Raw genomic sequence first — 22746 nt, forward strand, 5'->3', positions numbered from 1 at the left:
ATACTAATCGATCGAGGACTTAATCTAAAATAGGATGATATGATTTTCGGTATCTTCTTCTCTTATCTGGTTTTGAGGGAATGAATCCCTTTCAATATAAAGTCTGGTGGCGATAGCGAAGAGGTCACACCCGTTCCCATCCCGAACACGGTAGTTAAGCTCTTCAGCGCCGATGGTAGTGAGGGGCTTCCCCTTGTGAGAGCAGGACGTCGCCGGGCAATAAAGAAAACATGGAGTCAATCGGCTTCATGTTTTTTTGTGGAGAAAAGTTTCCTTTTTCAGGCGTTCGCACAATCAAGTGCTGTTTTAGCACGATAACCTCCAATTTCGCACGATAAAATGAAAAATCGCACGATAAACCCGATTTTCGCACGATTCCTCCAGAATTCGCACGATAACCGGTTCGAAGCCAAAAAGATGATCCCAGGGCAAAAGCAACAACCAATTTGAAGTGAAAAATATGAGCTAGAGACTAAAAGAAGAAATAATTTATTTCCTCTATCATGTCCGCGGCCCGGGACAGCCCACCTTCTTCAAGGGAATTGCGCCTCACTATGTGTACTGTTTCATTAAGAAACGAAATATCATCCTCGGACATTTTATCTCAGATATTTCCAAGAAGGTATGGATAAATGGATATGTATCATCCGCTGCTGTTTTGATCAGGTCAAACCACCACTCAGTTTCATACCGTGCAATCATACTCAAATTATATAGTAGTAGGTAATGGACCATGATATCTGGAATAGTGCTGAGTTGCTCAAGGGAAGCGTTGATCCCATATAAGTTTTTAAAAAGATGGTATCTGAAAGGAGGATTTAGTTCAGATTGCTTCCCATCAATTATCAATTCATCTGTTTCCCAATGAATCATTCCTCCATTTTTTTCTTCAAGAAAATTCTTCAATCGCTTTTCACCCATATGGAAGGTATGCGTTAATTCTATGGGGATATGCCAATGGTCGTTTATTTTATCGAATAAAATAATATTTCGTTTACGATGAATAAATTGAAATAAATCATCCAGTTCTGGAATGAGGGCAAGCAAGTCCCCCATTTTGAATTTTTCCCCTTCTAAGTGGTTCATTTGGAACATTTTCTCAGCGAAATGCGTACATAAGCCATTTCTTTGTATCTTCACTTCGTCTTGAAAGAATTGGTAGTTCCTTTTTTTCTTTTTTCTCGTTGATACTCCATGGGCAAGAACAGAAGTTGAACTGGGATAGTATGGATCAACGGTAAGCAGCCCTGCTTTGATTAAATGTACGAATCCATAAAATAGAAGAACAGGTTTTATGGAAAAGGGGGAGCTAGAGGCTTGTTTATAGTAGGTTTCCGCCTGTTCTAAAAAGTACATGAATGGGTAACAATTATCATAGCTTTTTCTCTCGGCTTCTGTAACAGAGAGGTGTAAGTAGCATTTTTTTAAATAAAATTGCACAGTGGAGGCAGATTGAAAAGAATTGAATTTAAGCCATATTTCATCAAGTTTCAACATAAAAATCCCCTCCGAATAATTTGAAAAATGGAACATCAACTGTATTCCTTGACAGTATTTTAACCAATTGATAACCTACTAATAATATTTTGGGCAGGGGGATATAAAAATGTGGGAATCTAAGTTTGCTAAAGAAGGCTTAACATTCGATGATGTTTTGTTAGTCCCGGCAAAATCTGAGGTTTTGCCAAAAGATGTCGATTTGAAGGTGAAGTTGACTGATACTCTTCGTTTAAACATTCCTATCATCAGTGCTGGTATGGATACTGTAACGGAAGCTGCCATGGCTATATCCATGGCGCGTCAAGGCGGAATTGGCGTTATTCATAAAAACATGAGTATTGAACGGCAGGCAGAAGAAGTGGACAAGGTAAAACGTTCTGAAAGTGGCGTTATTACCGACCCATTTTTCCTTACCCCGGAACACCAAGTGTTTGATGCTGAGCATCTCATGGCGAAATACCGAATCTCTGGTGTGCCCATTGTAAATAATGAGGAAGATCGAAAATTGGTCGGCATTATTACCAACAGGGATATGCGCTTTATCCAAGACTATTCCTTACCAATTACGGATGTCATGACGAAAGAGAACTTGGTAACCGCAGCAGTTGGAACATCACTGGAGCAAGCTGAGAGAGTTCTCCAGGAGCATCGGATTGAAAAGCTTCCTCTCATTGATGAAGCTGGAGTATTAAAAGGCTTGATCACCATTAAGGATATTGAGAAAGTAATTGAATTCCCGCATTCAGCTAAAGATGACAAGGGAAGGCTGCTTGTTGCAGCTGCTGTTGGGGTATCAAAAGATACTTTTACAAGAATAGAGCAGCTTGTAAGATCTCAAGTAGATGCAATTGTAGTAGATACTGCACACGGCCATTCCAAAGGTGTTATCGATACGGTCCGTGACATTAGGAAACAGTATCCTGAGCTGAACATTATCGCAGGAAATGTAGCAACAGCTGAAGCAACCCGTGAGTTGTTTGAAGCAGGAGCGGATGTTGTCAAAGTTGGGATTGGACCTGGATCCATTTGTACGACCAGAGTTGTTGCTGGTGTCGGGGTTCCACAGATAACTGCCATCTATGACTGTGCTACTGAAGCTAGAAAACTCGGCAAAACGATTATTGCGGATGGAGGCATCAAGTATTCTGGTGATATCGTTAAGGCTCTAGCTACGGGTGGACATGCTGTCATGCTTGGAAGCCTGCTTGCGGGAACATCTGAAAGCCCAGGAGAAACGGAAATCTTCCAAGGTAGAAGGTTTAAGGTATACCGAGGAATGGGTTCCGAAGGTGCGATGGAGAAAGGTTCAAAAGACCGTTATTTCCAGGAGGATGCAAAGAAATTTGTTCCTGAAGGCATAGAAGGGCGCGTTCCATATAAAGGGCCACTTGCAGATACGTTATTCCAGTTGACTGGAGGACTTCGCGCCGGTATGGGTTATTGCGGAGCGGCTAGCCTCCACGATTTCCGCGAAAATGCGCAGTTTATCAAAATGACGGGCGCGGGCTTACGCGAAAGCCATCCACACCAGGTGCAGATTACGAAGGAAGCACCAAACTATTCATTATCATAATGAGGGTGTCTGATGCCCTTGTAAAATGACAGGACTCTGGGTGAGTCCTGTCATTTTTTGTTTAATAAATTAAAAATTTATCACATAATGTCCATCGACAAGCAGACTTCCCCATCACCCTTACAATCAGTCAACATGGCTTCGAAATACAGGAAGTACTAGTGCAGGCGAAGCGACAGGACGTCACGTTATGAGCCTGCCGACGTACAGGAAGTACTAGTGCAAGCGAAGCGACAGGACGTCGCGTTATGAGCCTGCCGTGTGCCATGGATAAAACCAATCGCTGTTGAAGGCGACTACACCTTCTATAGCGTTCGTCTAGCTTTGCGCCGATAAGTAGGCACTCTCTGTACTTTATGTTTCCTTTATCTCCGTCGGGGGGATTATTTGTCCAGCTACGGAAGGCAGCGGCTCAAGGGCGCTTCGGTCAATTCAATGAAGTGAAAGAACGATTTCACTAAGCTATCCTCCAACGGATAGGATGTCGTAGCGCCACCGTTCACAGCTGGTGACACTAGTACTTGCCGCTCCTAAAAAGCTGTCTTCCAGTTTTGTACGGTAGATCAACAGGAGCTTGCACTTTTCTTATGAATTCTAATTTCCATCGTAATGGAAATGACATATTTACAAGCTATTCATCTATAACTAACTATGATAAAATGACAAACGGGTACATAATATTTGGAGGGTCTACTTTTGAAAAAACAAGCGCATAAACGGTTTATAGCTTTCTTCGTCATGGTCATCATGCTCATTACCACAATAAACATTCCTGCAAAGGCTTCCGCTGAAAGCGCGTTGGACATTCATGCGGACGCTGCAATTGTTGTGGAAGCAAGCACAGGGAAAATTTTATATGCAAAAAATGAAGATACTGCACTCGGAATTGCATCTATGTCTAAAATGATGACCGAGTATTTAATGTTTGAAGCTATCAAAGATAAGAAAATTAAATGGGATCAAGAACAGACAATCAGCGATTATGTTCATGAAGTATCCATAGATACAAATTTATCCAATGTTCCGCTTGAGGCAGGAAAAAAATATACAATCAAGCAATTATATGAAGCCATGGCCATTTATTCGGCAAATGGAGCAACAATCGCTATTGCTGAGGCGATTGCAGGTTCTGAACAAAAATTCGTTGATCTGATGAATGCCAAAGCAAAAGAGCTTGGCTTAGAAAATTATAAATTTGTCAATTCAACTGGTTTAAATAATAAAGATTTAAAAGGGAAGCATGTTAAAGGAACGGGTGCTGAGGAAGAAAACATTATGTCAGCCCGTGCCATGGCAAAATTGGCGTCACAGCTGTTGAATGATTATCCAGAAGTTCTTGAAACAACAAGCATTCCGGAAAAAGATTTTCCAGGAATGCCTGGAAAAATGAAAAACTGGAACTGGATGCTGCCATCCCTTATTTTCACTTATGAAGGCGTTGATGGTCTAAAAACAGGAACAACTGACTTTGCAGGCTATTGTTTTACAGGTACGGCCAAGAAAAACGATATGCGGGTTATAACTGTTGTCATGAATGCCAAAGATAAATCTGGGAAAGGTGCATACGAGTCTCGCTTTGTTGAAACAAAGAAAATGTTGGACTATGCATTCAACAATTTTTCAATGAAAGAACTCTACCCCAATGATTATAAAGTAAAGGGTCATGAGTCCCTCTCTGTCATTAATGGCAAAGAAAAGAAGGTTGCTATTCAATCAGACGCTCCAATCCAGGTTATTATAAGGAATGGGGAAGAGAAGTCGTATAAGCCTGAATTCAAAGTGAATAAAAAGCTTTTAAATAAGGATGGTCAATTGACTGCACCTGTGAAAAAAGGCGAAAAAATCGGAACCCTTGAATTAAAATATGAGGGTGAGCATGACTATGGATATATTAGCAAGCCTGCTTCTGCTAATATGGTAACAGTGGAAAAAGTGGAGAAGGCAAATTGGTTTGTCCTATCCATGAGAAGTATTGGCGGTTTTATTGGGGACGTATGGAATAGTGCTGCCAAGACTGTTAAAGGTTGGTTTTGAATTTGATGTAAGTTTTATAAAAAATTTGCATTTATATAGTGGATATAGTATAGTATCAGAAAATTGATATGAGCGAACGTGTAGAAAGGAAATAGTAGCAGGTGACGCGTCTTTCAGAGAGCCGATGGTTGGTGAGAATCGGCAACGCAGCCTGCGAATCCCTCCTTGAGCAAAATGCCGAATGCCGTGGCTAGTAAGCATTTTCGGGTCACACCCGTTATCCAATAAAGAGGAAAGCAATATGCTTTCAATATGGGTGGCAACGCGGGTAAACTCTCGTCCCTTTTGGGGATTGGGAGTTTTTTTGTTTTTTAAAATAATTGGGAGGTTGTTATCATGTTGGAGATAAGATTACTTCGTGGAAATTTAGAGGAAGTGAAAAAGAAGCTGCAGTATCGCGGCGAAGATTTGGGGGATTTAGACCAATTTGAGGATTTGGACCAAAAGCGCAGGGGAATCATTGTTCAGGCAGAGCAATTGAAAAGCAAAAGGAATGAAGTTTCCGAAAAAATCGCTCAGTTGAAAAAAGAGAAGCAGAGCACGGATGATTTGATTGTCGAAATGAGAGAAGTAGGACAGCAGATCAAACAAATGGATGGAGAGCTCCGTAATGTGGAAGATGAATTAGAAAGAATCCTCATGTCCATTCCCAACATACCACATGAAAGTGTTCCAGTTGGAGAAACAGAAGACGATAACGTGGAAATCCGAAAGTGGGGCGAGGTAAGTGAGTTTTCATTCGAACCGAAGCCGCATTGGGATCTGGCGTCAGATTTGGGCATTTTGGACTTTGAACGAGCTGCAAAAGTAACAGGAAGCCGTTTCGTATTTTATAAGGGACTGGGATCTCGACTGGAGCGAGCGCTCATTAATTTTATGCTCGATCTTCATGTGGAAGAGCACGGCTATGAAGAGATGCTTCCGCCTTACTTGGTTAACCGTGCAAGTATGACGGGAACCGGCCAGCTTCCGAAATTTGCAGAGGATGCGTTTCATATTGAGAGCGAGGACTTTTTCATGATTCCAACTGCTGAAGTCCCAGTAACTAATTATCATCGTGATGAGATTCTTGACGGTTCACAGTTGCCTTTAAATTATGCAGCCTACAGCGCTTGCTTCCGTTCTGAAGCAGGTTCTGCCGGTCGTGATACTAGAGGATTGATCCGCCAGCATCAGTTTAATAAGGTGGAGCTAGTGAAATTTGTTAAACCGGAGGATTCCTACGACGAACTGGAGAAATTGACCGGTCATGCCGAAAAAGTACTCCAGCTTCTAAAACTGCCATACCGTGTAATGAGTATGTGTACAGGAGACCTTGGTTTTACGGCAGCCAAAAAGTATGACTTGGAAGTTTGGATTCCAAGCTACAACACGTACAGGGAGATTTCTTCTTGCTCTAACTTTGAGGCATTCCAAGCCAGACGAGCGAATATTCGCTTCCGTACTGAACCGAAGGCTAAGCCGCAGCATGTGCATACGCTGAATGGATCTGGGTTGGCAGTGGGAAGAACAGTGGCCGCTATTTTGGAAAACTATCAGCGAGAAGATGGCACAGTGGAGATTCCGGAAGTGCTTCGACCATATATGAGAAATAAAGAAGTGATTGGGTAAAGGGGCTTCGTAAGATAAACCCAGTTTTTGAAAGAGCGCCGCTCTTTACAATTATTTCAAGCGGCTCCAGTTTTAGGAGCCGCTTTTTTAAAAAATGAGCTGCTTTGCTGTGGTGCCTCATCAAAATGCGTCTTGTGCTTGTCACCTAAAGGTTGCGCGCCTTTCGTTGTTTTTATGGTCGGATTATCTGAATTTCAGTGTGACTACTCAGAGCTTAATGTTTTTCTTAATTGTTTTTTTTTACATTAAAATTATCCGTTATCAACAGCCAGTTTTGCGGGAAAGGAAGTCCAAGCTTCCAATACCCGACACCGCGAATACCCAACTCCTTGACCAAGTCGAATTTGGCTTGTATGGACCGTGCATCTTCAAACCAGACCTCATGCTCTTTTCCATCTTGGTCGGTATAATGGAAAAAAGGTGCTTGTGCTGTTGTATCATATTCGATGGCAGCGTTGTTTTCCGCGGCAATTTGTATGGCTCTTTGAGGGCTGATAGCTACCGCTGTTGTCCCTTGAACAAAAGGAAGAGTCCAATCGTATCCATATAGGTTTTGCCCCATCATGATCTTTTCAGGCGGGATTTCAGTAATAGCGTATTCCAGCACATCTCTGACAGAATTAATCGGAGATACAGCCATGGCAGGGCCGCCGCTGTATCCCCATTCATATGTCATGATTAAGGTATAATCAACAATTTCTCCATGCGCTTTATAATCATGACCTTCATACCATTCTCCTTGTTGTGTTGCACTTGTTTTTGGAGCCAGCGCAGTTGAAATAATAAATCCTTCTTGATGAAATAGACCTCTGGCTCTTCGCAGAAAGTTATTATATGCCTCTCTGTCTTCGCCAGCTATTCTTTCGAAGTCAAAATGAATATCCGTAAATCCGACCCGTTTCGCTTCAGCAAGTATATTATTTAAAAATGTTGTTTGAACCTTTTCGTCTGTAAGGAGAATATGGACTAATTCCGTATTAAACTGCCCATCCTCCTGATTAGCCAACACCATAGCAAGAAATGTATTGTTTGCTTTTGCTATGTCCGGAAATTTATTAAGATTCGGGGGATCTAGTGATCCGTCCCGTTTGGGAAAATAAGAAAAGGGGGCCAGATAAGTCAAATAGGGAGCTGCTTCCCTTGCGCTGGACTCAAGCTGTGGTGATACTTCTCCAACACGCCTCGGTTCCACATAGGCTAAAAACTCTCCATCTCTTTTTGCTCTTTGTGGAATGTAGAGTCGCAGTCCTACTTGAATGGGCTGGTTTACATGAATACCGTTAATTCGTGCTAATTCCTGGTAGGATATCCCAAATTTTTGGGCTATGGCCCACAGGCTATCACCAGGCTGTACCCAGTAAAAACTGCCTAAAATGGGAATGACCAATGCCTGCCCAACAACCAACTGATCTCGATTGGGAAGTTGATTGGCTTCGGCAATAATAGCAGGAGAGATATTATAACGAGAGGCAATTGAGTTCAATGTCTCATTGGGCTCGACGACATGAATCTGCATTTTTTTCCTCCTTATAACTGTTCAAAAATATATAATTCACCTTGTCCCATTGTATGTATTATGTAAAAATAAAAGACCAATCAATATTTTAAAAATCAGATACACTTAGGTGATACAAATGGAAAGAGAAGAAAAGTATATGCGATTAGCAATCGCTGAAGCAAAGAAAGCTGAAGAGATGCAGGAAGTTCCTATTGGAGCAGTCATTGTACTCAATGATGAAGTGATTGCAGCTGCCCATAACAGACGGGAGACAGATCAAAATGCTGTTGCGCATGCAGAACTGCTGGCCATTGAAAGGGCCTGTGAAAAATTGGGAACTTGGAGGTTGGAAGAGGCCGAGTTATATGTGACATTAGAACCTTGCCCGATGTGCAGCGGAGCTATCATTTTATCCAGGGTCAAAAAGGTTGTGTACGGAGCAGTTGATCCGAAGGCTGGATGTGCTGGAACATTAATGAATTTAGTGACGGATGAACGGTTCAATCACCAAAGTGAAGTGATCAGTGGAGTTTTGGGAGAAGAATGTGGGAGACTCCTGAGTGATTTTTTTCGATCTATTCGCAAAAAAAAGAAAAGGTGATAGCGATAGGCAGCGGACTGAGTATTTAAATGTTATTTACTTATATGGGTGCCGACAGAAAGGGCTAATTAACTTTTAAATACTCTTTATAGCAATGGGGTTTTTAATAAAACGTAACAGACATTGATTTTTTAGAGAAAAAGTAGTAAAATAGGATATGCCGCGCTAGACGGGGAAGTAGCGGATCCCTGTACCCGAAATCCGCTCCAGCGGGGTTGAATCCCTTCCAGAGGCTGCTGTTTTGTCTGGTCTGCCTCAAGTAAGTGGTGTAGACACCCGGGTCCTGCGCAATGGGAACCCATGAACCATGTCAGGTCCGGAAGGAAGCAGCATTAAGTGGAACCTCTCATGTGCCGCAGGGCAGCCTGGGTCGAGCTAACTGCTTGAGTAACGCAGATGAAGCACTGTCGAAGGAAGGTGCGCGGTATTGATTAAGAAACGACAAACCCATTCGTGATTGAAGCGGATGGGTTTTTTGTGATGAAAGAACTTTTTTGTCATATAGAAGATAGCAGTGCAAGCAAAGCGATAGGGTGTCGCTGTTTGAGCCTGCCGAACTAAAGCTTAGGATATGGCGGCTAGGCGCCATCAGCACAAGATCAAGGCATACTGAAGTTTATTTAGGAAGAATCCAGTGGACGGCTTATTCAAGGATTCTCATTGCAAAGCTGCATGAAACAACTTTTCATGATGTAATTGAAATGAGCAGCTTTGCTATGTTAGCAAGAAACTCCCTTATCAAATTCGTTGATTTGAAACCTAAACTGCTCTTAGCGCGTAACAATATAAGCAAAGAGAGGTGAAGATTTTATGTTTGAAAAATATATCATTCCTACTTTGATCCTTTTGTTTTTCATTCCAACGTCTGTTTATGCTGTTGATTTTTCAATTCCAGATGTAAAAATAGATGCCTATTTACAGGAAGATGGAGATGTCAATGTCAGTGAACAACATACTTATACTTTTGATGGAAAATTTAATGGCATTACCCGGGAAATATTCCCGAAAAAAGGTGCGGAAATAAGCGATTTAATGGCGAAAGAGAAAGAAAAAAGTCTAAAGGTGGAAAAAGAGGAAGAATTGTATAAAATTCACCGTAGTGGTAAGGATGAAACGATCCAGATAGATATACATTACACGATTAAGAATGGGCTGGAGAAGTATACTGATGTAACAGAATTTTATTGGCCTTTTTTTGATGATCGAAATGAAGCGGACTATGGGAAAATGACCATTGCTATTCATCCCCCACAACCGACAGATGATGCCATTGCGTTAGGATATGAGTCGGCTTTTAAAAAGGAGAGTGTGGCAGATGATGGGACAGTCATCTTTTCAATGGGAGAAGTGGAAGCTGGAGAAAATGGGGATATAAGGGTTGCTTATGACTCAACTTTATTTCCTATCATGTTACTGACAGCAGATAAAGAAATGAAAGAAAAAATCGTCAGTGAGAAAAGAACGCTGGAAGAAAATGCGATTATTTATGCGAAGAATAAAAGTAAGACGGCCTCGATAGCGATATGGATATTAGCGGGATTCACAGCTTTGTTTGTAGTCATAGCTATGAATGAATTTAGTAGGTCCAAACGGAAACGGAAGGAAGTTTTGGAGGCTGTTTTTAATCAAAAACTAAAAGTTCCTGCGCAGCAAATGAGTATGCCTGCGACTATCTTATTTACGGATGCATTTCATAACTGCACAATAGCAGCAGGGTTGATGGACCTTGTTCGTCTAGGCTATGTTGAACAGACAAAAACAGGGCATTTTCAATTAATCAGTAGAGAGGCAAAAAAGGAGCATGAGAGGATTCTTATCAGTTTCTTATTCGATAAAATCGGATGGAATGGCAAGTTCAGTATGGATAACTTAGAAGATTTTATGGAAAATAAGAAAAACCACATGGATTATACCAATGAAATTAATAGATGGAAAGCGGCGGTTACAAATGAAACAAAGCAGGCTAGTTTATATGACCAACGAAAAACAGTCAGAATGACAGTTGGATTATTGAGCCTTTTTCCTTTTTTGTTTATCATTTTGTCAGCTAAATATGATCTTTTCTTATATATGACTTTATTTATTTTCCTGTTTATGGTCTATGTGGGATTTGCAATCTTTTACAAGCCTTTGGCAGTAAAAGGGGTGCGCACGCAGGTAGAGTGGGGAAGATTAGTTTATGAATTTGATCAAATTTCTGATTGGGATTGGAAACTTTATAACGAAGATGATCGAATGCGGGCAATGATTTATTCACTTGGAATCGGAGATTCAACCACCGCCAAAATGAACAGAAGTACAGTTCTCGATCAATCAGCTAGCTTTTCCAGTTTTTATCCGATGAACTGGTTAATCTTGACTTCATCTTTTGATACTGCAGGAGAACAGGCAAAAACCACAGTTGCATCTCAATCAAGTGGGAGTTCCTCTTCTGTTGGTGGTGGAGTTGGAGGCGGTGGTGGCGGATCAGGAGCATTTTAACTGATCCTGTTTATATCTTTTTTCAATGACACTCTTTCTGTAATTTCCCCTTGGATTAAGGTATAATACATTGTAGAACAAATACTTTAAAGGGAGGCAGAGCATGAGTTATCAAGCGTTATATCGAGTGTGGCGGCCGCAGGCGTTTGCGGATGTCATCGGGCAAGAACATGTAACAAAGACGTTGCAAAATGCTCTCCTCCAGGAAAAAATTTCGCATGCTTATTTGTTTTCCGGTCCCCGCGGAACCGGCAAAACAAGTGCTGCCAAAATAATGGCTAAAGCTGTTAACTGTGAAAAAATGCCAGTTGCGGAACCGTGCAACGAATGCCCTGCTTGCTTAGGTATCACGGATGGTTCGGTTCCTGATGTCATTGAAATTGATGCAGCTTCGAATAATGGTGTGGAAGAAATCCGAGATATCCGAGACAAGGTCAAATATACGCCTAATGCAGTGAAGTATAAAGTCTACATCATTGACGAAGTACATATGCTGACTATTGGCGCATTTAATGCTTTGCTGAAGACATTGGAAGAACCGCCCAAACATGTTATTTTCATATTGGCTACGACAGAACCGCATAAAATCCCACTAACGATCATTTCCAGGTGTCAGCGCTTTGATTTTAAAAGAATCACTTCGCAAGATATCGCCGGGCGAATGTCACATATTGCAAATGAAACTTCGTTGGAATATGATGAAAAGGCGCTTCAAACTATTGCGAGAGCCGCTGAAGGCGGGATGCGGGATGCGCTGAGTCTGCTGGATCAGGCTATTTCTTTCAGTACCGGAAAAGTTACTGTGGAGGATGCTTTAACTGTCACTGGATCCATATCACAAAATAGTTTGAACATGCTTGCACGTTTCATTCATGATAAAGAAGTTTCTGGGGCGCTCGGTATGCTGGAGGAATTGCTCATGCAAGGGAAGGATCCTTCCCGATTTACAGAGGATTTCATTCTATTTTTCCGGGATTTGCTGCTTCATAAGACAGCACCGAATTTGGATGAGATAGCGGAGCACGCGCTTCTTGATGAAGAATTTAAAGCCCTTGCTGAAGAGATTCAGCCGCAGCAAATTTATGAATACATTGATATATTAAGCAAAACACAGCAGGAAATGCGCTTCTCGAACCATGCACGTATTTATTTGGAAGTATGTCTGGTAAAGCTTTGTCAGACAGAAAGAGCGATGGCTCAACCAGATGGCCCGCAGGTTCAGGAATTGTATAAGAAAATCGAAGCGTTGGAAAAAGAAATCAAATGGCTGAAAAATAATAGCCAACCGATTGACAAGACTCAAAGTCAGCCAACACAAACTTCGAAAAGACCGGCCAAAAGTGTCGGAAAGGAATTTAGAGTCAATGCTGGCACCGTAACCCAAGTGTTGAAGGAAGCTACAAGGAAGCATCTGAACGATGTTAAAAGCCACTGGGGGGAATTTTTGAATATATTGAATCAACGTCAATTACCTTCCCAAGTCGCTTTACTCAATGATGCCGAACCAGCCGCAGCATCAGCGGATGCCCTTGTTTTGAAATTTAAATATGACGTCATTTGTAAAATGGCTATGGAGAATCATTCATTTATCCAAACGATTTCTCAAACCTTGGAGGAGCAGACAGGAACCAGTTTTAAAATCATTGGAGTTCCTGAAGCCCAATGGAAAGAGATCCGAGAAGGGTTTTTACAATCGAACAAAAGCGATGGAGACGAAAGTAATCCGGAAGAACAGGATCCGATTGTATCCGAAGCTTTAAAATTGGTTGGAAAAGATCTTTTAGAAATTAAAAATTAATCATGGTGGAGGTTGTTTACAATGATGCGAGGAATGGGAAATATGCAAGGTATGATGAAGCAAATGCAGAAAATGCAAAAGAAGATGGCACAGGCGCAAGAGGAACTTGGAGAAAAAAGAATTGAAGGTACAGCAGGCGGCGGAATGGTAAAAGTGATCGTTTCCGGCCATAAGGAAGTGCTGGAGGTTCAAATTGACGAAGAAGTTGTAGACCCGGAGGATATCGAAATGCTACAGGATCTAGTGTTGGCAGCTACAAATGAAGCTTTAAAGCAGGCAGAAGAATTATCAAGCCAGACGATGGGACAATTTACTAAAGGAATAAACCTTCCTGGCTTCTAGGAGGTTACCATTATGCATTATCCAGAACCCATATCAAAGCTGATTGACAGCTTTATGAAACTGCCGGGAATCGGGCCGAAAACAGCAGCCCGCCTGGCGTTTTTCGTTCTTAATATGAAAGAAGATACCGTCCTTGATTTTGCCAAGGCCCTTGTTAATGCAAAAAGGGATCTCGGCTATTGTTCAGTATGTGGTCATATCACTGACAAGGATCCATGTTATGTTTGCGATGATCAAAGACGCGACCGCAGCGTTATCTGCGTTGTTCAGGAGCCGAAAGATGTCATCGCCATGGAAAAAATGAAAGAATACAACGGTTTGTATCATGTCCTTCATGGATCTATTTCTCCGATGGAAGGCATTGGGCCAGAAGATATCAATATTCCTGATTTGCTAAAAAGGCTTCAAGATGAAACGGTTCAGGAAGTAATTTTAGCAACAAATCCGAATATCGAAGGGGAAGCTACCGCCATGTATATTTCCCGCCTACTCAAACCGTCGGGTATCACCGTGACAAGGATTGCCCATGGTTTGCCAGTTGGAGGAGATCTTGAGTACGCAGATGAAGTGACTCTCTCAAAAGCGTTGGAAGGTCGAAGAGAAGTTCTGTAAGGAGAGGTCTCATAATATGTTCCGGAAACAAAAAATGCGTAAAGAATTTGATCAAAGGTTAATAGACCTCATGGGGAATATAAAAAAACAGTGGGATCAAAAGAGCGACATGTGCAGATTGAGCTATGAGCAAAACGATGAATTGGAATATCAGATGCGATTAGCAAAAGCAAAATATATCTTTTTATTCCAAGAAGCGAAGAAACGAAAAATCTCGATTAAAGAGCAATAGCCCTTATCCAAGATTGGTCATGTGTTTATCCTGGTTGAAACATGATTAAATGGGGATACTTTATGAGTCCTTGTGTTCTGGCCCCCAAATGCTTATCTCTTAAGGCTGTATGTCCCAGACTTTTCTAAATGTTCTTTTCGGACAATCCTTTCATACAATATTAAATAAGAATGAGAGGGCAGGAGGGGGAACGTTTGGATTCGATCTTGATCATTGCTTCGCTGATCGGCTTAATTATCTTTTTATTGATGGCTGTAAAGCCCGGAAGTTTTGTTAAAGTGATCGGTCAATCATTCATTAAATTAATGATTGGCGCCCTGTTTCTATTTTTTCTAAATGCTGTCGGAAACCAGTTCGGTTTGTATATTCCCATTAATTTTGTGACTGCGGCCGTTTCAGGTTTGCTTGGACTGCCGGGAGTTGCTGCATTGTCAGTCATTCAATTATGGATTATCGCGTGAAACATCCGTTAAATTGCGGATGTTTTATTTTCTTTTTTGAAAAAAAGCAGAGACAAACACGGCATCTGCTCTTTGGGCATAGAATAAAACAAAAGGAAGATATAAAAACAAGTTTGAATGACCGTTTTCGCTGTATAAGAATTACGAGTGCAATTGAAGATCTTGCGCCCTAAACCTAAGTACTATCAGCGAAAGGTCCATATTACCCTTATACAAGATTTATTGGAAAAAGCCAGTAAAACATCATAGCAGGCTCCTCATCAAAAGTCAGCTTGTGTTTTTCTAACTGTTGTTAATTGTGTATACAATTTACCTGCAGTGGACATAATGAAAATGTGTGGAGGTGGAGAGATGGAAAAGTGCATCATTTGTAAAAAAGCACAGGATACAGGGATTCATCTTTATACATCTTTTATTTGTGTCGGGTGTGAGCAGGAGATTATTCAGACAGATTCAGATGATCCGAAATACAAATATTATGTGGAACAGATGAGAGTCATTAAAGAAACAAAAATTGTCACGTAAAACCGGGCTCCAGCAGATGGTGCCTGGTCTTTTTGTATTTGGGTCAAAACAGTCACTATTTTTAATGGCATCCCGTGTTATACTATACGCTGTAAACATTAGGGATCGGGGGAAGAGGTTTGATGAGCGGATTGTTTATCACATTGGAAGGGCCTGAAGGGGCTGGCAAAACAACCTTCATTGAAAAGCTAGTGAATGATCTAGCTGCAGCAGGTGTTGAGGCGTTGGCTACAAGAGAGCCTGGCGGAATCGAGATTGCTGAAAAAATTAGGACAATCATTCTTGACAAGGAACATACGGCGATGGACCCACGTACGGAAGCTTTGCTGTATGCTGCTGCCCGCCGCCAGCATTTGACTGAAAAAGTCCTACCTGCGCTTCAGGAGGGGAAAGTTGTCCTGTGTGATCGCTTTATAGACAGCTCCCTCGCTTATCAAGGATATGCAAGAGGGATTGGAATCGATGAAGTATACAGTATCAATGAATTTGCCATTCAAGGCGCGATGCCGGATGTCACGCTATATTTTGATATAGAGCCGGAACTTGGTTTAAAACGGATTGCCAGAAATGCAGGACGTGAAGTGAACAGGCTAGATCTGGAAAAAATTGAGTTTCACCAAAAAGTAAGAGAAGGTTATCATCTTTTACTCCAACGTTTTCCAGACAGGCTCATTTTAATTGATGCTTCAGCTACATTTGACTCAGTGTATCAAAACGCGAAAAAAATAATTGAAAGCCAACTGGCACAAGTGGGAATACTAAATAAAGAATTTTAACGTAAATGTCGTTTTTTCGATGGAAAGTAGTTAACTGTACACGAATAACAATGTCACATAAACGATTAGCTGATATAATAAGAATAATAATAAAATTGTTTTTCACTTTATTTAAAGGAGTGAGCAGAATGAAATTAATTATGGCTGTAGTTCAGGACCAGGATAGCAACCGTCTTATGAATGCATTGGTTGAAAACAACTTTAGAGCAACAAAACTGGCGACAACTGGTGGTTTCTTGAAGTCCGGAAATACGACCTTCATGATAGGTACAGAAGATATTCGTGTAGAGAAAGCGCTTGAAGTCATAAGGGAAAGCTGCAAATCACGTGAACAGTTGATGGCTCCTGTTTCTCCTATGGGAGGCAATGCTGATTCCTATATTCCTTATCCAGTGGAAGTTTCGGTAGGAGGAGCAACTGTGTTTGTTCTCCCAATCGAGCAGTTCCACCAGTTTTAGGAGATGTCTATGAAAGTCAACGATATGGCCGGATCAAGAGCGAGGCAATATTCATCCATTCCTAGATCCGGCAGTACTGGAACCAAATTTTCCGAGGTGATTTCCCGTCAGGAGGTTCAGCTTTATAAAGAACAACTAGACAAGTTATTTGGAGATGTTCATGAAGCGGGAGAACGGCTGGGAAGATCAAGAAATTTCCAAGATCTAGTTAAATATAAAACACTTGTGAAGCAGCTTGTGAAGGAAACAGTTGAAACAGGCATGGAGCTAAAGAAGTCGCGCAGCTGGAATAGGTTCGCAGAAGGAAGAGTCCTTCAGACTGTTGAATTGATTGACGAGAAGCTAGTCGAACTGACTGAAGGTGTTTTAAATAAAGAAAGGCAGTCCATCGACATTTTAGGGAAAATCGGTGAGATTAAAGGGCTGCTGATCCATTTATACACGTAGGTGGGTGAGTACCAGAAGATATGAATTGGGATCAATTTGAAAAGGAGCAGCCGATTGCTGCTAGGCTTTTAAACAACAGTCTGGTTCATCACCGGATTGCTCATGCCTATTTATTCGAGGGTGAGCGGGGAACCGGCAAGAAAGCAGGCAGCTTGTTACTGGCCGCCAGCCTGTTTTGCGAGAAAAATGGACAAGATATGTCACCTTGTGGACAATGTGGAAATTGCAGAAGAATCAAAAGTGGAAACCATCCGGATGTTCACCTTGTGGAACCGGACGGGCTTTCTATTAAAATAGATCAAATTCGTTCATTAAGAACAGAATTCAGTAAATCAGGTATGGAGTCGAAGAGAAAGCTGTATATTATTATAGATGCTGAAAAAATGACGGTTCAGGCGGCGAATAGCTTATTGAAGTTTTTGGAGGAACCTCATTCCGAAACGACAGCTGTTCTTGTAACGGAGCAGCCGCAACAATTACTTCCGACTATTATTTCACGCTGTCAATCTGTACCTTTCTATCCATTGAGACCTGAAATATTTGCTCGAAAACTGGTAGAAGCAGGGATGTCACAGGGAAAAACGGCTCTTCTGGCTGCACTTACAAACGACTTGCAAGAAGCGGTAAAGCTAAATGAGGATGATTGGTTTGCACAAGCTAGAAAAATAGTGTTAAAATTATATGAAGTGCTTAAAGAAAATCCACTCTATGCTATGACTTCGCTTCAAACCGACTGGATAGGGCATTTTAAAGAGAAAGCTCAGCATGATCTGGGATTGTCTCTTTTATTATATATATATAAAGATTTACTGAACATACAATTGGGGAAGGATCGGCAGCTTGTATATCCTGATTTGCGGCAGACGCTTGAAAAGGATGCACTTCAAACCTCAATGAACCGGCTGTCGAAACAAATGACTGCAATTTTGGAAGCCAAAAGAAAATTACACGCAAATATGAATCCTCAGCTGTTAATGGAACAGCTTGTGCTGAATTTGCAGGGGGGACCTTCTTTTGTATAACGTAGTAGGAGTCCGGTTTAAAAAAGCCGGTAAAATATATTATTTTGACCCGGCGGATCATCCGGTCTGCAAAGATGATTATGTCATTGTGGAAACTGCACGCGGTATCGAATTTGGAAAAGCGGTGACCGAAAAGAAACAGGTCAGCGAACATGATGTAGTGCTTCCATTAAAGAAAATTGTCCGGCTTGCAGATGGACAAGATCAACAGAATGTGGAATCCAACAGACAAGCAGCTGAAGAAGCTTACCAGGTCTGTACGGACAAAATCTTGGAACATCAGCTTGATATGAAGCTTGTGGATGTAGAGTACACATTTGACCGCAACAAGGTAATTTTTTATTTCACAGCTGATGGCCGCGTTGATTTTCGCGAGCTTGTAAAAGATTTGGCCTCTATATTCAGAACAAGGATTGAATTGAGGCAAATCGGAGTAAGGGATGAAGCAAAAATGCTCGGCGGAATCGGTCCGTGCGGGCGTATGCTATGTTGCTCAACTTTCTTGGGAGATTTTGAACCAGTATCAATCAAGATGGCCAAAGATCAAAATCTTTCCTTAAATCCGACGAAAATATCTGGTTTATGTGGCAGGCTGATGTGCTGTTTGAAGTATGAGAATGATGAATATGAAGCAGCGAAGGCTGCACTTCCTGATGTAGGCGAGGTCATCCATACACCGAATGGTTCAGGAAGAGTGGTCGGCTTAAATATATTGGAGCGCATCATGCAAGTGGAATTGTCTGACCAGGAGCGGGTTTTGGAATATACACTGGAAGAGATCATGAGTGAAAGTGTGACGTCTGTTCAGGCCACGGAATAATGAGGTGGTAAGGTGAAGGATAAAAAGGAATTCTTCGATTCAGTAAGCAATATGGAAATGCAGATCGGCCAATTGTATCAGCAGCTTGGTGAACTGAAGCAGTATCTGGTCGAGTTGATCGAAGAAAACCATGCGTTGAAGTCGGAAAATGACCAATTGCGCCGACATCTGGATCAAGGGATGGATAAGCCCAATCTCATATTGCCTGACGGAGAGAAGGACGAGCGCACTGTTGCTTTTGATCAAATGACTGAACCTGATATTGGCGAGGGCTATGATAATCTTGCCCGTCTTTATCAAGAAGGCTTTCATATTTGCAATGTTCATTTTGGCAGCCCGAGAAGGGATGAAGACTGCCTGTTCTGCCTTTCCTTTTTGACTAAAAAATAATTTGTTTATATGAGGACGTTCAAAAAGTCACCAAATTATAACGGCAAGCCTTTTTTGGGGCTTGTTTCCGTGCTGAACATGTATCTAAAAGCATGTATTCCACTCCGGATAACAAGTTTGCTGCTAATTGTGGAACTTTTGAACCCGTACTATAAGGCCTTCCTTTTCGAATAGGGAAGGCTATTTTATTGTAACCTTAATTGTGTAAAATTCAGCTGAATGCCCAGCTCCACAAGATCAAAGTGGTTCTCTGGCAGAGGAAGAAAACTGCTTCTTGAAAAACGACTGACTTGTCGAGTTTCTCAGGGTTTTCCGCTTTTAGTATAGGGGTGTTACTTACATGATTGATTTGATCGGCGATGAGCGCTTGGATTATTTGCTGGCGGAAAACTTAAGAATTATCCAAAGTCCGTCTGTGTTTGCTTTTTCCCTTGATGCTGTCCTATTGGCCCGCTTTGCGTATGTGCCGATTCAAAAAGGCAATATTATTGATTTATGCAGTGGCAATGGGGTCATCCCCCTTCTATTGAGTGGAAAAACAAAGGCAACTATCACGGGTGTTGAAATTCAGGAGCGCTTGTATCATATGGCGGAAAGAAGCATCAAATATAACCGTCTAGAAGACAGAATCCATATGATTCATGGAGATGTTAAAGACATTACCCAAGAACTTGGACATGGAAAATATGACGTGGTTACGTGTAATCCGCCGTATTTTACTTCAGCAGCGCCTTCCATTATCAATGAAAATGAATATTTGGCTATCGCTCGCCATGAGATTCTTTGTTCCTTGGAAGATGTTATACGGACAAGCAGCCAGCTTCTTCGGCAAGGTGGAAAAGCGGCTTTCGTCCATAGACCTGAACGGCTGATGGATATATTGACTCTTATGAGACAGTATCGCTTGGAGCCAAAGCGGCTTAGATTTGTTTATCCGAAAGCTGGAAAGGAAGCGAACACGATTTTAGTAGAGGGGATCAAAAACGGGAATTCCGGGCTGAAGGCCCTCCCTCCTTTGTTCGTCTACAATGATGAAAACGAATATACTTCTGAAGTAAGAGAGATTCTATATGGAAAAGAATAGGCATTATTTTTATGTACTGGAATGTAGGGATGGTTCCTATTATGGCGGCTATACAGTAGACCCTTCCCGGAGGCTTTCAGAGCATAACAACGGAAAGGCGTCGAAATATACCAGGACAAGGACGCCGGTGTCGATGATTTATGTAGAAGAGTTTGAGGAAAAAGGTGAGGCATTGAAAGCGGAGTATGCTTTCAAGCAATTGACAAGATCAAAGAAAGAAAAATTTCTATATGAGGCGGGTGAGCGGAATGAACAGCCAGAAAAGCAATAAGCTAATGGATCAAGGCACGCTATATTTAGTACCAACCCCGATCGGCAATTTGGAAGATATGACATTCCGGGCAATCCGACTAATGAAGGAAGCTGATCTAATTGCTGCGGAAGATACGCGAAACACCAAAAAGTTGTGCAATCACTTTGACATTTCCACACCGCTTGCAAGTTATCATGAACATAACAAGGAGGCAAGCGGGCGCCAGCTTGTTGAGCGACTGTTAAAAGGGGATAATATAGCACTTGTTAGTGATGCAGGCATGCCTTGTATCTCAGATCCAGGTTATGAAATTGTCCAAGCAGCCATCGAAATGGGAATAACAGTTATACCTGTCCCGGGTCCAAACGCTGCCTTGACAGCGTTGATTGCTTCAGGGATTAATCCGCAGCCTTTCTATTTTTACGGGTTCTTGCCAAGAGGGAAAAAAGAGAGGAAAGCGGAGCTTGAAAAGCTGAAACGACAGGATGGGGCGGTTCTTCTTTACGAGGCTCCACATCGATTAAAAGATACGTTAAAAGATATGAGTGCGGTCTGGGGAGAGAGAAAAGTTGTTTTATGCAGGGAGCTGACGAAGAAGTTCGAAGAATTCTTGCGTGGAACCCTTTCTTCTGCTGTTGAATGGGCGGAGAAAGAAGAAATTCGTGGAGAGTTTTGCATTGTTGTGGAAGGTAACAGTGATCCGGATTCAGATGAAGGACCGCCATGGTGGGTTTTTCTTGGATTGAAGGAACATGTGGAACATTATATTGTTAATGAAAACCTTACATCAAAAGAGGCAATTAAGCGGACGGCAAATGATCGTCAGCTCCCGAAACGTGAGGTTTATGAGGCATATCATATTCAAGGCAAATAGCATGAGTCTTAAAAAGGGCTCATGTTTTTTTATTTTATCTTGATTTTTTTCATAACAAGTGATAAATTTAGTCATATCTAATTCCGATTATTTTTATATGAAAAGAGTGAATAAAAATGGCGAGAAATTTCAATGATTTATTTGATGCTTGGTCCGAGACGTATGATCAAACCGTAGGTACTGACGTAGAATATAAAGAAGTGTTTGCATATTACGAACAAATTCTTGATGAGGTTGCAAAAAAATCAAAAGGGTATATAGTTGAATTTGGAGTAGGCACAGGGAATTTGACGGAGAAGTTCTTAAAAAATGGTTTTGATGTATACGGTGTAGAGCCATCGGAAGGAATGAGGAAAAGGGCGAAGGAAAAACTACCCAATGTTCTGATTGTCGAGGGTGATTTTTTGGATTTTCCCATGCCTGAAAAAAAACCGGATACAATCACAAGCACGTATGCTTTTCATCACTTGACGGATGAAGAGAAAGCGAAAGCAATTGGACATTTCAGTGATATCCTCAATGAATCTGGGAAAATTGTGTTTGCTGATACTGTTTTTGTCGACGATGCTGCCAAACAAGATATAATCAAAGAAGCACTACAAAACAATTATCAACGTCTTGCAGTTGATTTGCAGACCGAATATTATACTACCATTCCAGTTTTAAAGAAAATTTTTGAAGAAAATGGCTTTCAAGTTACATTCAAGCAACTGAATGCATTTGTGTGGCTGATAGACGCTGAGAAAAGGAGAGGGGATTAATGACTGAACAAAAGATGAACGTGGAAAGCTTCAATCTGGATCATACGAAAGTAAAGGCTCCTTATGTCCGTCTGGCGGGCGTAGTAGAAGGGGAAAACGGGGATATCATCCGCAAATACGACCTTCGATTCTGTCAGCCGAATAAGGAGCATATGGAAATGGCTTCGATTCATTCGCTGGAACATATGATGGCGGAGTTCAGTAGAAATCATTCCGAGAAAATCGTTGATATTAGCCCAATGGGCTGCCAGACTGGATATTATTTATCTCTCGTCAATCATGATGATTACGAGGATGTATTAAACATTTTGGAACAAACATTGAATGACGTATTGGTCGCAACTGAAGTTCCAGCCTGCAATGAAGTGCAGTGCGGATGGGCGGCAAGCCATTCTTTGGAAGGTGCCAAAGAACTCGCTAAGAAAATGCTGGCCAAAAGGAATGAGTGGACAGAAGTATTTGCTTAGAAAAGTGGTGTAGAGTTGGGGATAGAAAGGGATGACTTGCTTTCAGCAGCGATGGCCTGATTGTATCTAGCAGGTTATCAACGTCCTCCGCTAGCACCGAATCATTGGCCAATGGCTGTTATGATA

24 protein-coding genes, 1 rRNA gene, 1 other RNA gene and 1 other annotated feature are annotated in these 22746 nt (G+C 41.6%); of the genes, 24 read left to right on the forward strand and 2 right to left on the reverse strand.

The genetic code is table 11. The features are described from left to right. Nucleotides 1–102: 102 nt before the first annotated feature. Nucleotides 103–218, forward strand: a 5S ribosomal RNA gene (gene rrf / locus H9631_RS12335). A gap of 334 nt (nucleotides 219–552) precedes the next feature. Here rrf and H9631_RS12340 read toward each other — a convergent pair. Further along, a complete protein-coding gene (locus H9631_RS12340; protein WP_191813221.1) occupies nucleotides 553–1497 on the reverse strand; it encodes a YaaC family protein in 945 nt (314 codons plus the stop codon). Nucleotides 1498–1606: 109 nt separating this feature from the next. On the opposite strand from H9631_RS12340, the gene guaB reads away from it, so the two are divergent. From guaB to serS, 3 genes are all read left to right on the forward strand, one after another. Beyond that, entirely contained in the window at nucleotides 1607–3073 is a 1467-nt protein-coding gene (guaB, locus tag H9631_RS12345; protein WP_191813222.1) for an IMP dehydrogenase, read from the forward strand. Between the two features lie 738 nt (nucleotides 3074–3811). Then, complete coding sequence (locus H9631_RS12350; protein WP_191813325.1) at nucleotides 3812–5107, forward strand: serine hydrolase; 1296 nt, start codon at nucleotides 3812–3814, stop codon at nucleotides 5105–5107. Between the two features lie 72 nt (nucleotides 5108–5179). Beyond that, nucleotides 5180–5394, forward strand: a binding site (T-box leader). A gap of 49 nt (nucleotides 5395–5443) precedes the next feature. Continuing rightward, complete coding sequence (gene serS / locus H9631_RS12355; protein ID WP_191813225.1) at nucleotides 5444–6718, forward strand: serine--tRNA ligase; 1275 nt, start codon at nucleotides 5444–5446, stop codon at nucleotides 6716–6718. A 226-nt stretch (nucleotides 6719–6944) separates the two neighbouring features. On the opposite strand, the gene H9631_RS12360 is transcribed toward serS, so the two are convergent. Continuing rightward, nucleotides 6945–8234: a LysM peptidoglycan-binding domain-containing protein gene (locus H9631_RS12360; RefSeq protein WP_191813227.1), complete on the reverse strand. Its 1290-nt coding sequence runs from the start codon at nucleotides 8232–8234 to the stop codon at nucleotides 6945–6947. A 118-nt stretch (nucleotides 8235–8352) separates the two neighbouring features. Here H9631_RS12360 and tadA point away from each other — a divergent pair, with 118 nt between their 5' ends. The 20 genes from tadA to H9631_RS12460 all read left to right on the forward strand — a co-directional run bounded on the left by tadA (nucleotide 8353) and on the right by H9631_RS12460 (nucleotide 22620). Next, a complete protein-coding gene (tadA, locus tag H9631_RS12365) occupies nucleotides 8353–8817 on the forward strand; it encodes a tRNA adenosine(34) deaminase TadA (protein WP_191813229.1) in 465 nt (154 codons plus the stop codon). 160 nt (nucleotides 8818–8977) lie between these two features. Next, nucleotides 8978–9242, forward strand: an RNA gene (gene ffs / locus H9631_RS12370) — signal recognition particle sRNA large type. 385 nt (nucleotides 9243–9627) lie between these two features. After that, nucleotides 9628–11298: a DUF2207 domain-containing protein gene (locus H9631_RS12375; RefSeq protein ID WP_191813231.1), complete on the forward strand. Its 1671-nt coding sequence runs from the start codon at nucleotides 9628–9630 to the stop codon at nucleotides 11296–11298. A 103-nt stretch (nucleotides 11299–11401) separates the two neighbouring features. Then, entirely contained in the window at nucleotides 11402–13096 is a 1695-nt protein-coding gene (dnaX, locus tag H9631_RS12380; protein WP_191813233.1) for a DNA polymerase III subunit gamma/tau, read from the forward strand. A gap of 24 nt (nucleotides 13097–13120) precedes the next feature. After that, a complete protein-coding gene (locus tag H9631_RS12385; protein WP_191813327.1) occupies nucleotides 13121–13438 on the forward strand; it encodes a YbaB/EbfC family nucleoid-associated protein in 318 nt (105 codons plus the stop codon). Between the two features lie 12 nt (nucleotides 13439–13450). Continuing rightward, on the forward strand, nucleotides 13451–14050 hold the full coding sequence (gene recR, locus H9631_RS12390; protein WP_160708621.1) for a recombination mediator RecR: 600 nt from the start codon (nucleotides 13451–13453) through the stop codon (nucleotides 14048–14050). A 16-nt stretch (nucleotides 14051–14066) separates the two neighbouring features. Continuing rightward, complete coding sequence (locus H9631_RS12395; RefSeq protein ID WP_191813235.1) at nucleotides 14067–14282, forward strand: YaaL family protein; 216 nt, start codon at nucleotides 14067–14069, stop codon at nucleotides 14280–14282. A gap of 194 nt (nucleotides 14283–14476) precedes the next feature. Beyond that, nucleotides 14477–14743, forward strand: a complete 267-nt coding sequence (locus H9631_RS12400) for a pro-sigmaK processing inhibitor BofA family protein (protein ID WP_191813237.1) — start codon at nucleotides 14477–14479, stop codon at nucleotides 14741–14743. Nucleotides 14744–15094: 351 nt separating this feature from the next. Beyond that, nucleotides 15095–15268 carry a sigma factor G inhibitor Gin gene (locus tag H9631_RS12405; RefSeq protein ID WP_160708627.1) on the forward strand — a complete coding sequence of 58 codons (174 nt, stop codon included), beginning with the start codon at nucleotides 15095–15097 and terminating at the stop codon, nucleotides 15266–15268. Nucleotides 15269–15390: 122 nt separating this feature from the next. Beyond that, nucleotides 15391–16044, forward strand: a complete 654-nt coding sequence (tmk, locus tag H9631_RS12410) for a dTMP kinase (protein ID WP_191813239.1) — start codon at nucleotides 15391–15393, stop codon at nucleotides 16042–16044. Between the two features lie 128 nt (nucleotides 16045–16172). Beyond that, complete coding sequence (locus H9631_RS12415) at nucleotides 16173–16502, forward strand: cyclic-di-AMP receptor (protein ID WP_018708571.1); 330 nt, start codon at nucleotides 16173–16175, stop codon at nucleotides 16500–16502. Between the two features lie 9 nt (nucleotides 16503–16511). Continuing rightward, nucleotides 16512–16949: a YaaR family protein gene (locus tag H9631_RS12420; protein WP_191813240.1), complete on the forward strand. Its 438-nt coding sequence runs from the start codon at nucleotides 16512–16514 to the stop codon at nucleotides 16947–16949. A 20-nt stretch (nucleotides 16950–16969) separates the two neighbouring features. Beyond that, the gene (gene holB, locus H9631_RS12425) at nucleotides 16970–17971 is read left to right on the forward strand and encodes a DNA polymerase III subunit delta' (protein WP_191813242.1); all 1002 of its coding nucleotides are present in this window, start codon (nucleotides 16970–16972) and stop codon (nucleotides 17969–17971) included. Beyond that, nucleotides 17964–18791 carry a PSP1 domain-containing protein gene (locus H9631_RS12430; RefSeq protein WP_191813244.1) on the forward strand — a complete coding sequence of 276 codons (828 nt, stop codon included), beginning with the start codon at nucleotides 17964–17966 and terminating at the stop codon, nucleotides 18789–18791. Before holB ends, H9631_RS12430 begins: the two co-directional genes overlap by 8 nt. A gap of 51 nt (nucleotides 18792–18842) precedes the next feature. After that, nucleotides 18843–19181: a DNA replication initiation control protein YabA gene (gene yabA / locus H9631_RS12435; protein WP_225221018.1), complete on the forward strand. Its 339-nt coding sequence runs from the start codon at nucleotides 18843–18845 to the stop codon at nucleotides 19179–19181. A 340-nt stretch (nucleotides 19182–19521) separates the two neighbouring features. Then, nucleotides 19522–20265 carry a tRNA1(Val) (adenine(37)-N6)-methyltransferase gene (locus H9631_RS12440; protein ID WP_191813246.1) on the forward strand — a complete coding sequence of 248 codons (744 nt, stop codon included), beginning with the start codon at nucleotides 19522–19524 and terminating at the stop codon, nucleotides 20263–20265. Next, nucleotides 20252–20536 (forward strand): GIY-YIG nuclease family protein, encoded by a 285-nt coding sequence (locus H9631_RS12445; protein WP_191813248.1) that lies wholly within the window; start codon nucleotides 20252–20254, stop codon nucleotides 20534–20536. The genes H9631_RS12440 and H9631_RS12445 overlap by 14 nt, the downstream gene beginning before the upstream one ends. Next, complete coding sequence (rsmI, locus tag H9631_RS12450) at nucleotides 20514–21392, forward strand: 16S rRNA (cytidine(1402)-2'-O)-methyltransferase (RefSeq protein WP_191813250.1); 879 nt, start codon at nucleotides 20514–20516, stop codon at nucleotides 21390–21392. The genes H9631_RS12445 and rsmI overlap by 23 nt, the downstream gene beginning before the upstream one ends. 116 nt (nucleotides 21393–21508) lie before the next feature. After that, nucleotides 21509–22153, forward strand: a complete 645-nt coding sequence (locus H9631_RS12455) for a class I SAM-dependent DNA methyltransferase (protein ID WP_191813252.1) — start codon at nucleotides 21509–21511, stop codon at nucleotides 22151–22153. Next, the gene (locus H9631_RS12460; protein WP_191813254.1) at nucleotides 22153–22620 is read left to right on the forward strand and encodes an S-ribosylhomocysteine lyase; all 468 of its coding nucleotides are present in this window, start codon (nucleotides 22153–22155) and stop codon (nucleotides 22618–22620) included. The genes H9631_RS12455 and H9631_RS12460 overlap by 1 nt, the downstream gene beginning before the upstream one ends. The last annotated feature ends 126 nt before the right edge of the window (nucleotides 22621–22746 follow it).

The sequence above is a fragment of the Bacillus norwichensis genome, from assembly GCF_014836955.1.
GTDB classification, from domain to species: domain Bacteria; phylum Bacillota; class Bacilli; order Bacillales; family Bacillaceae_C; genus Siminovitchia; species Siminovitchia norwichensis.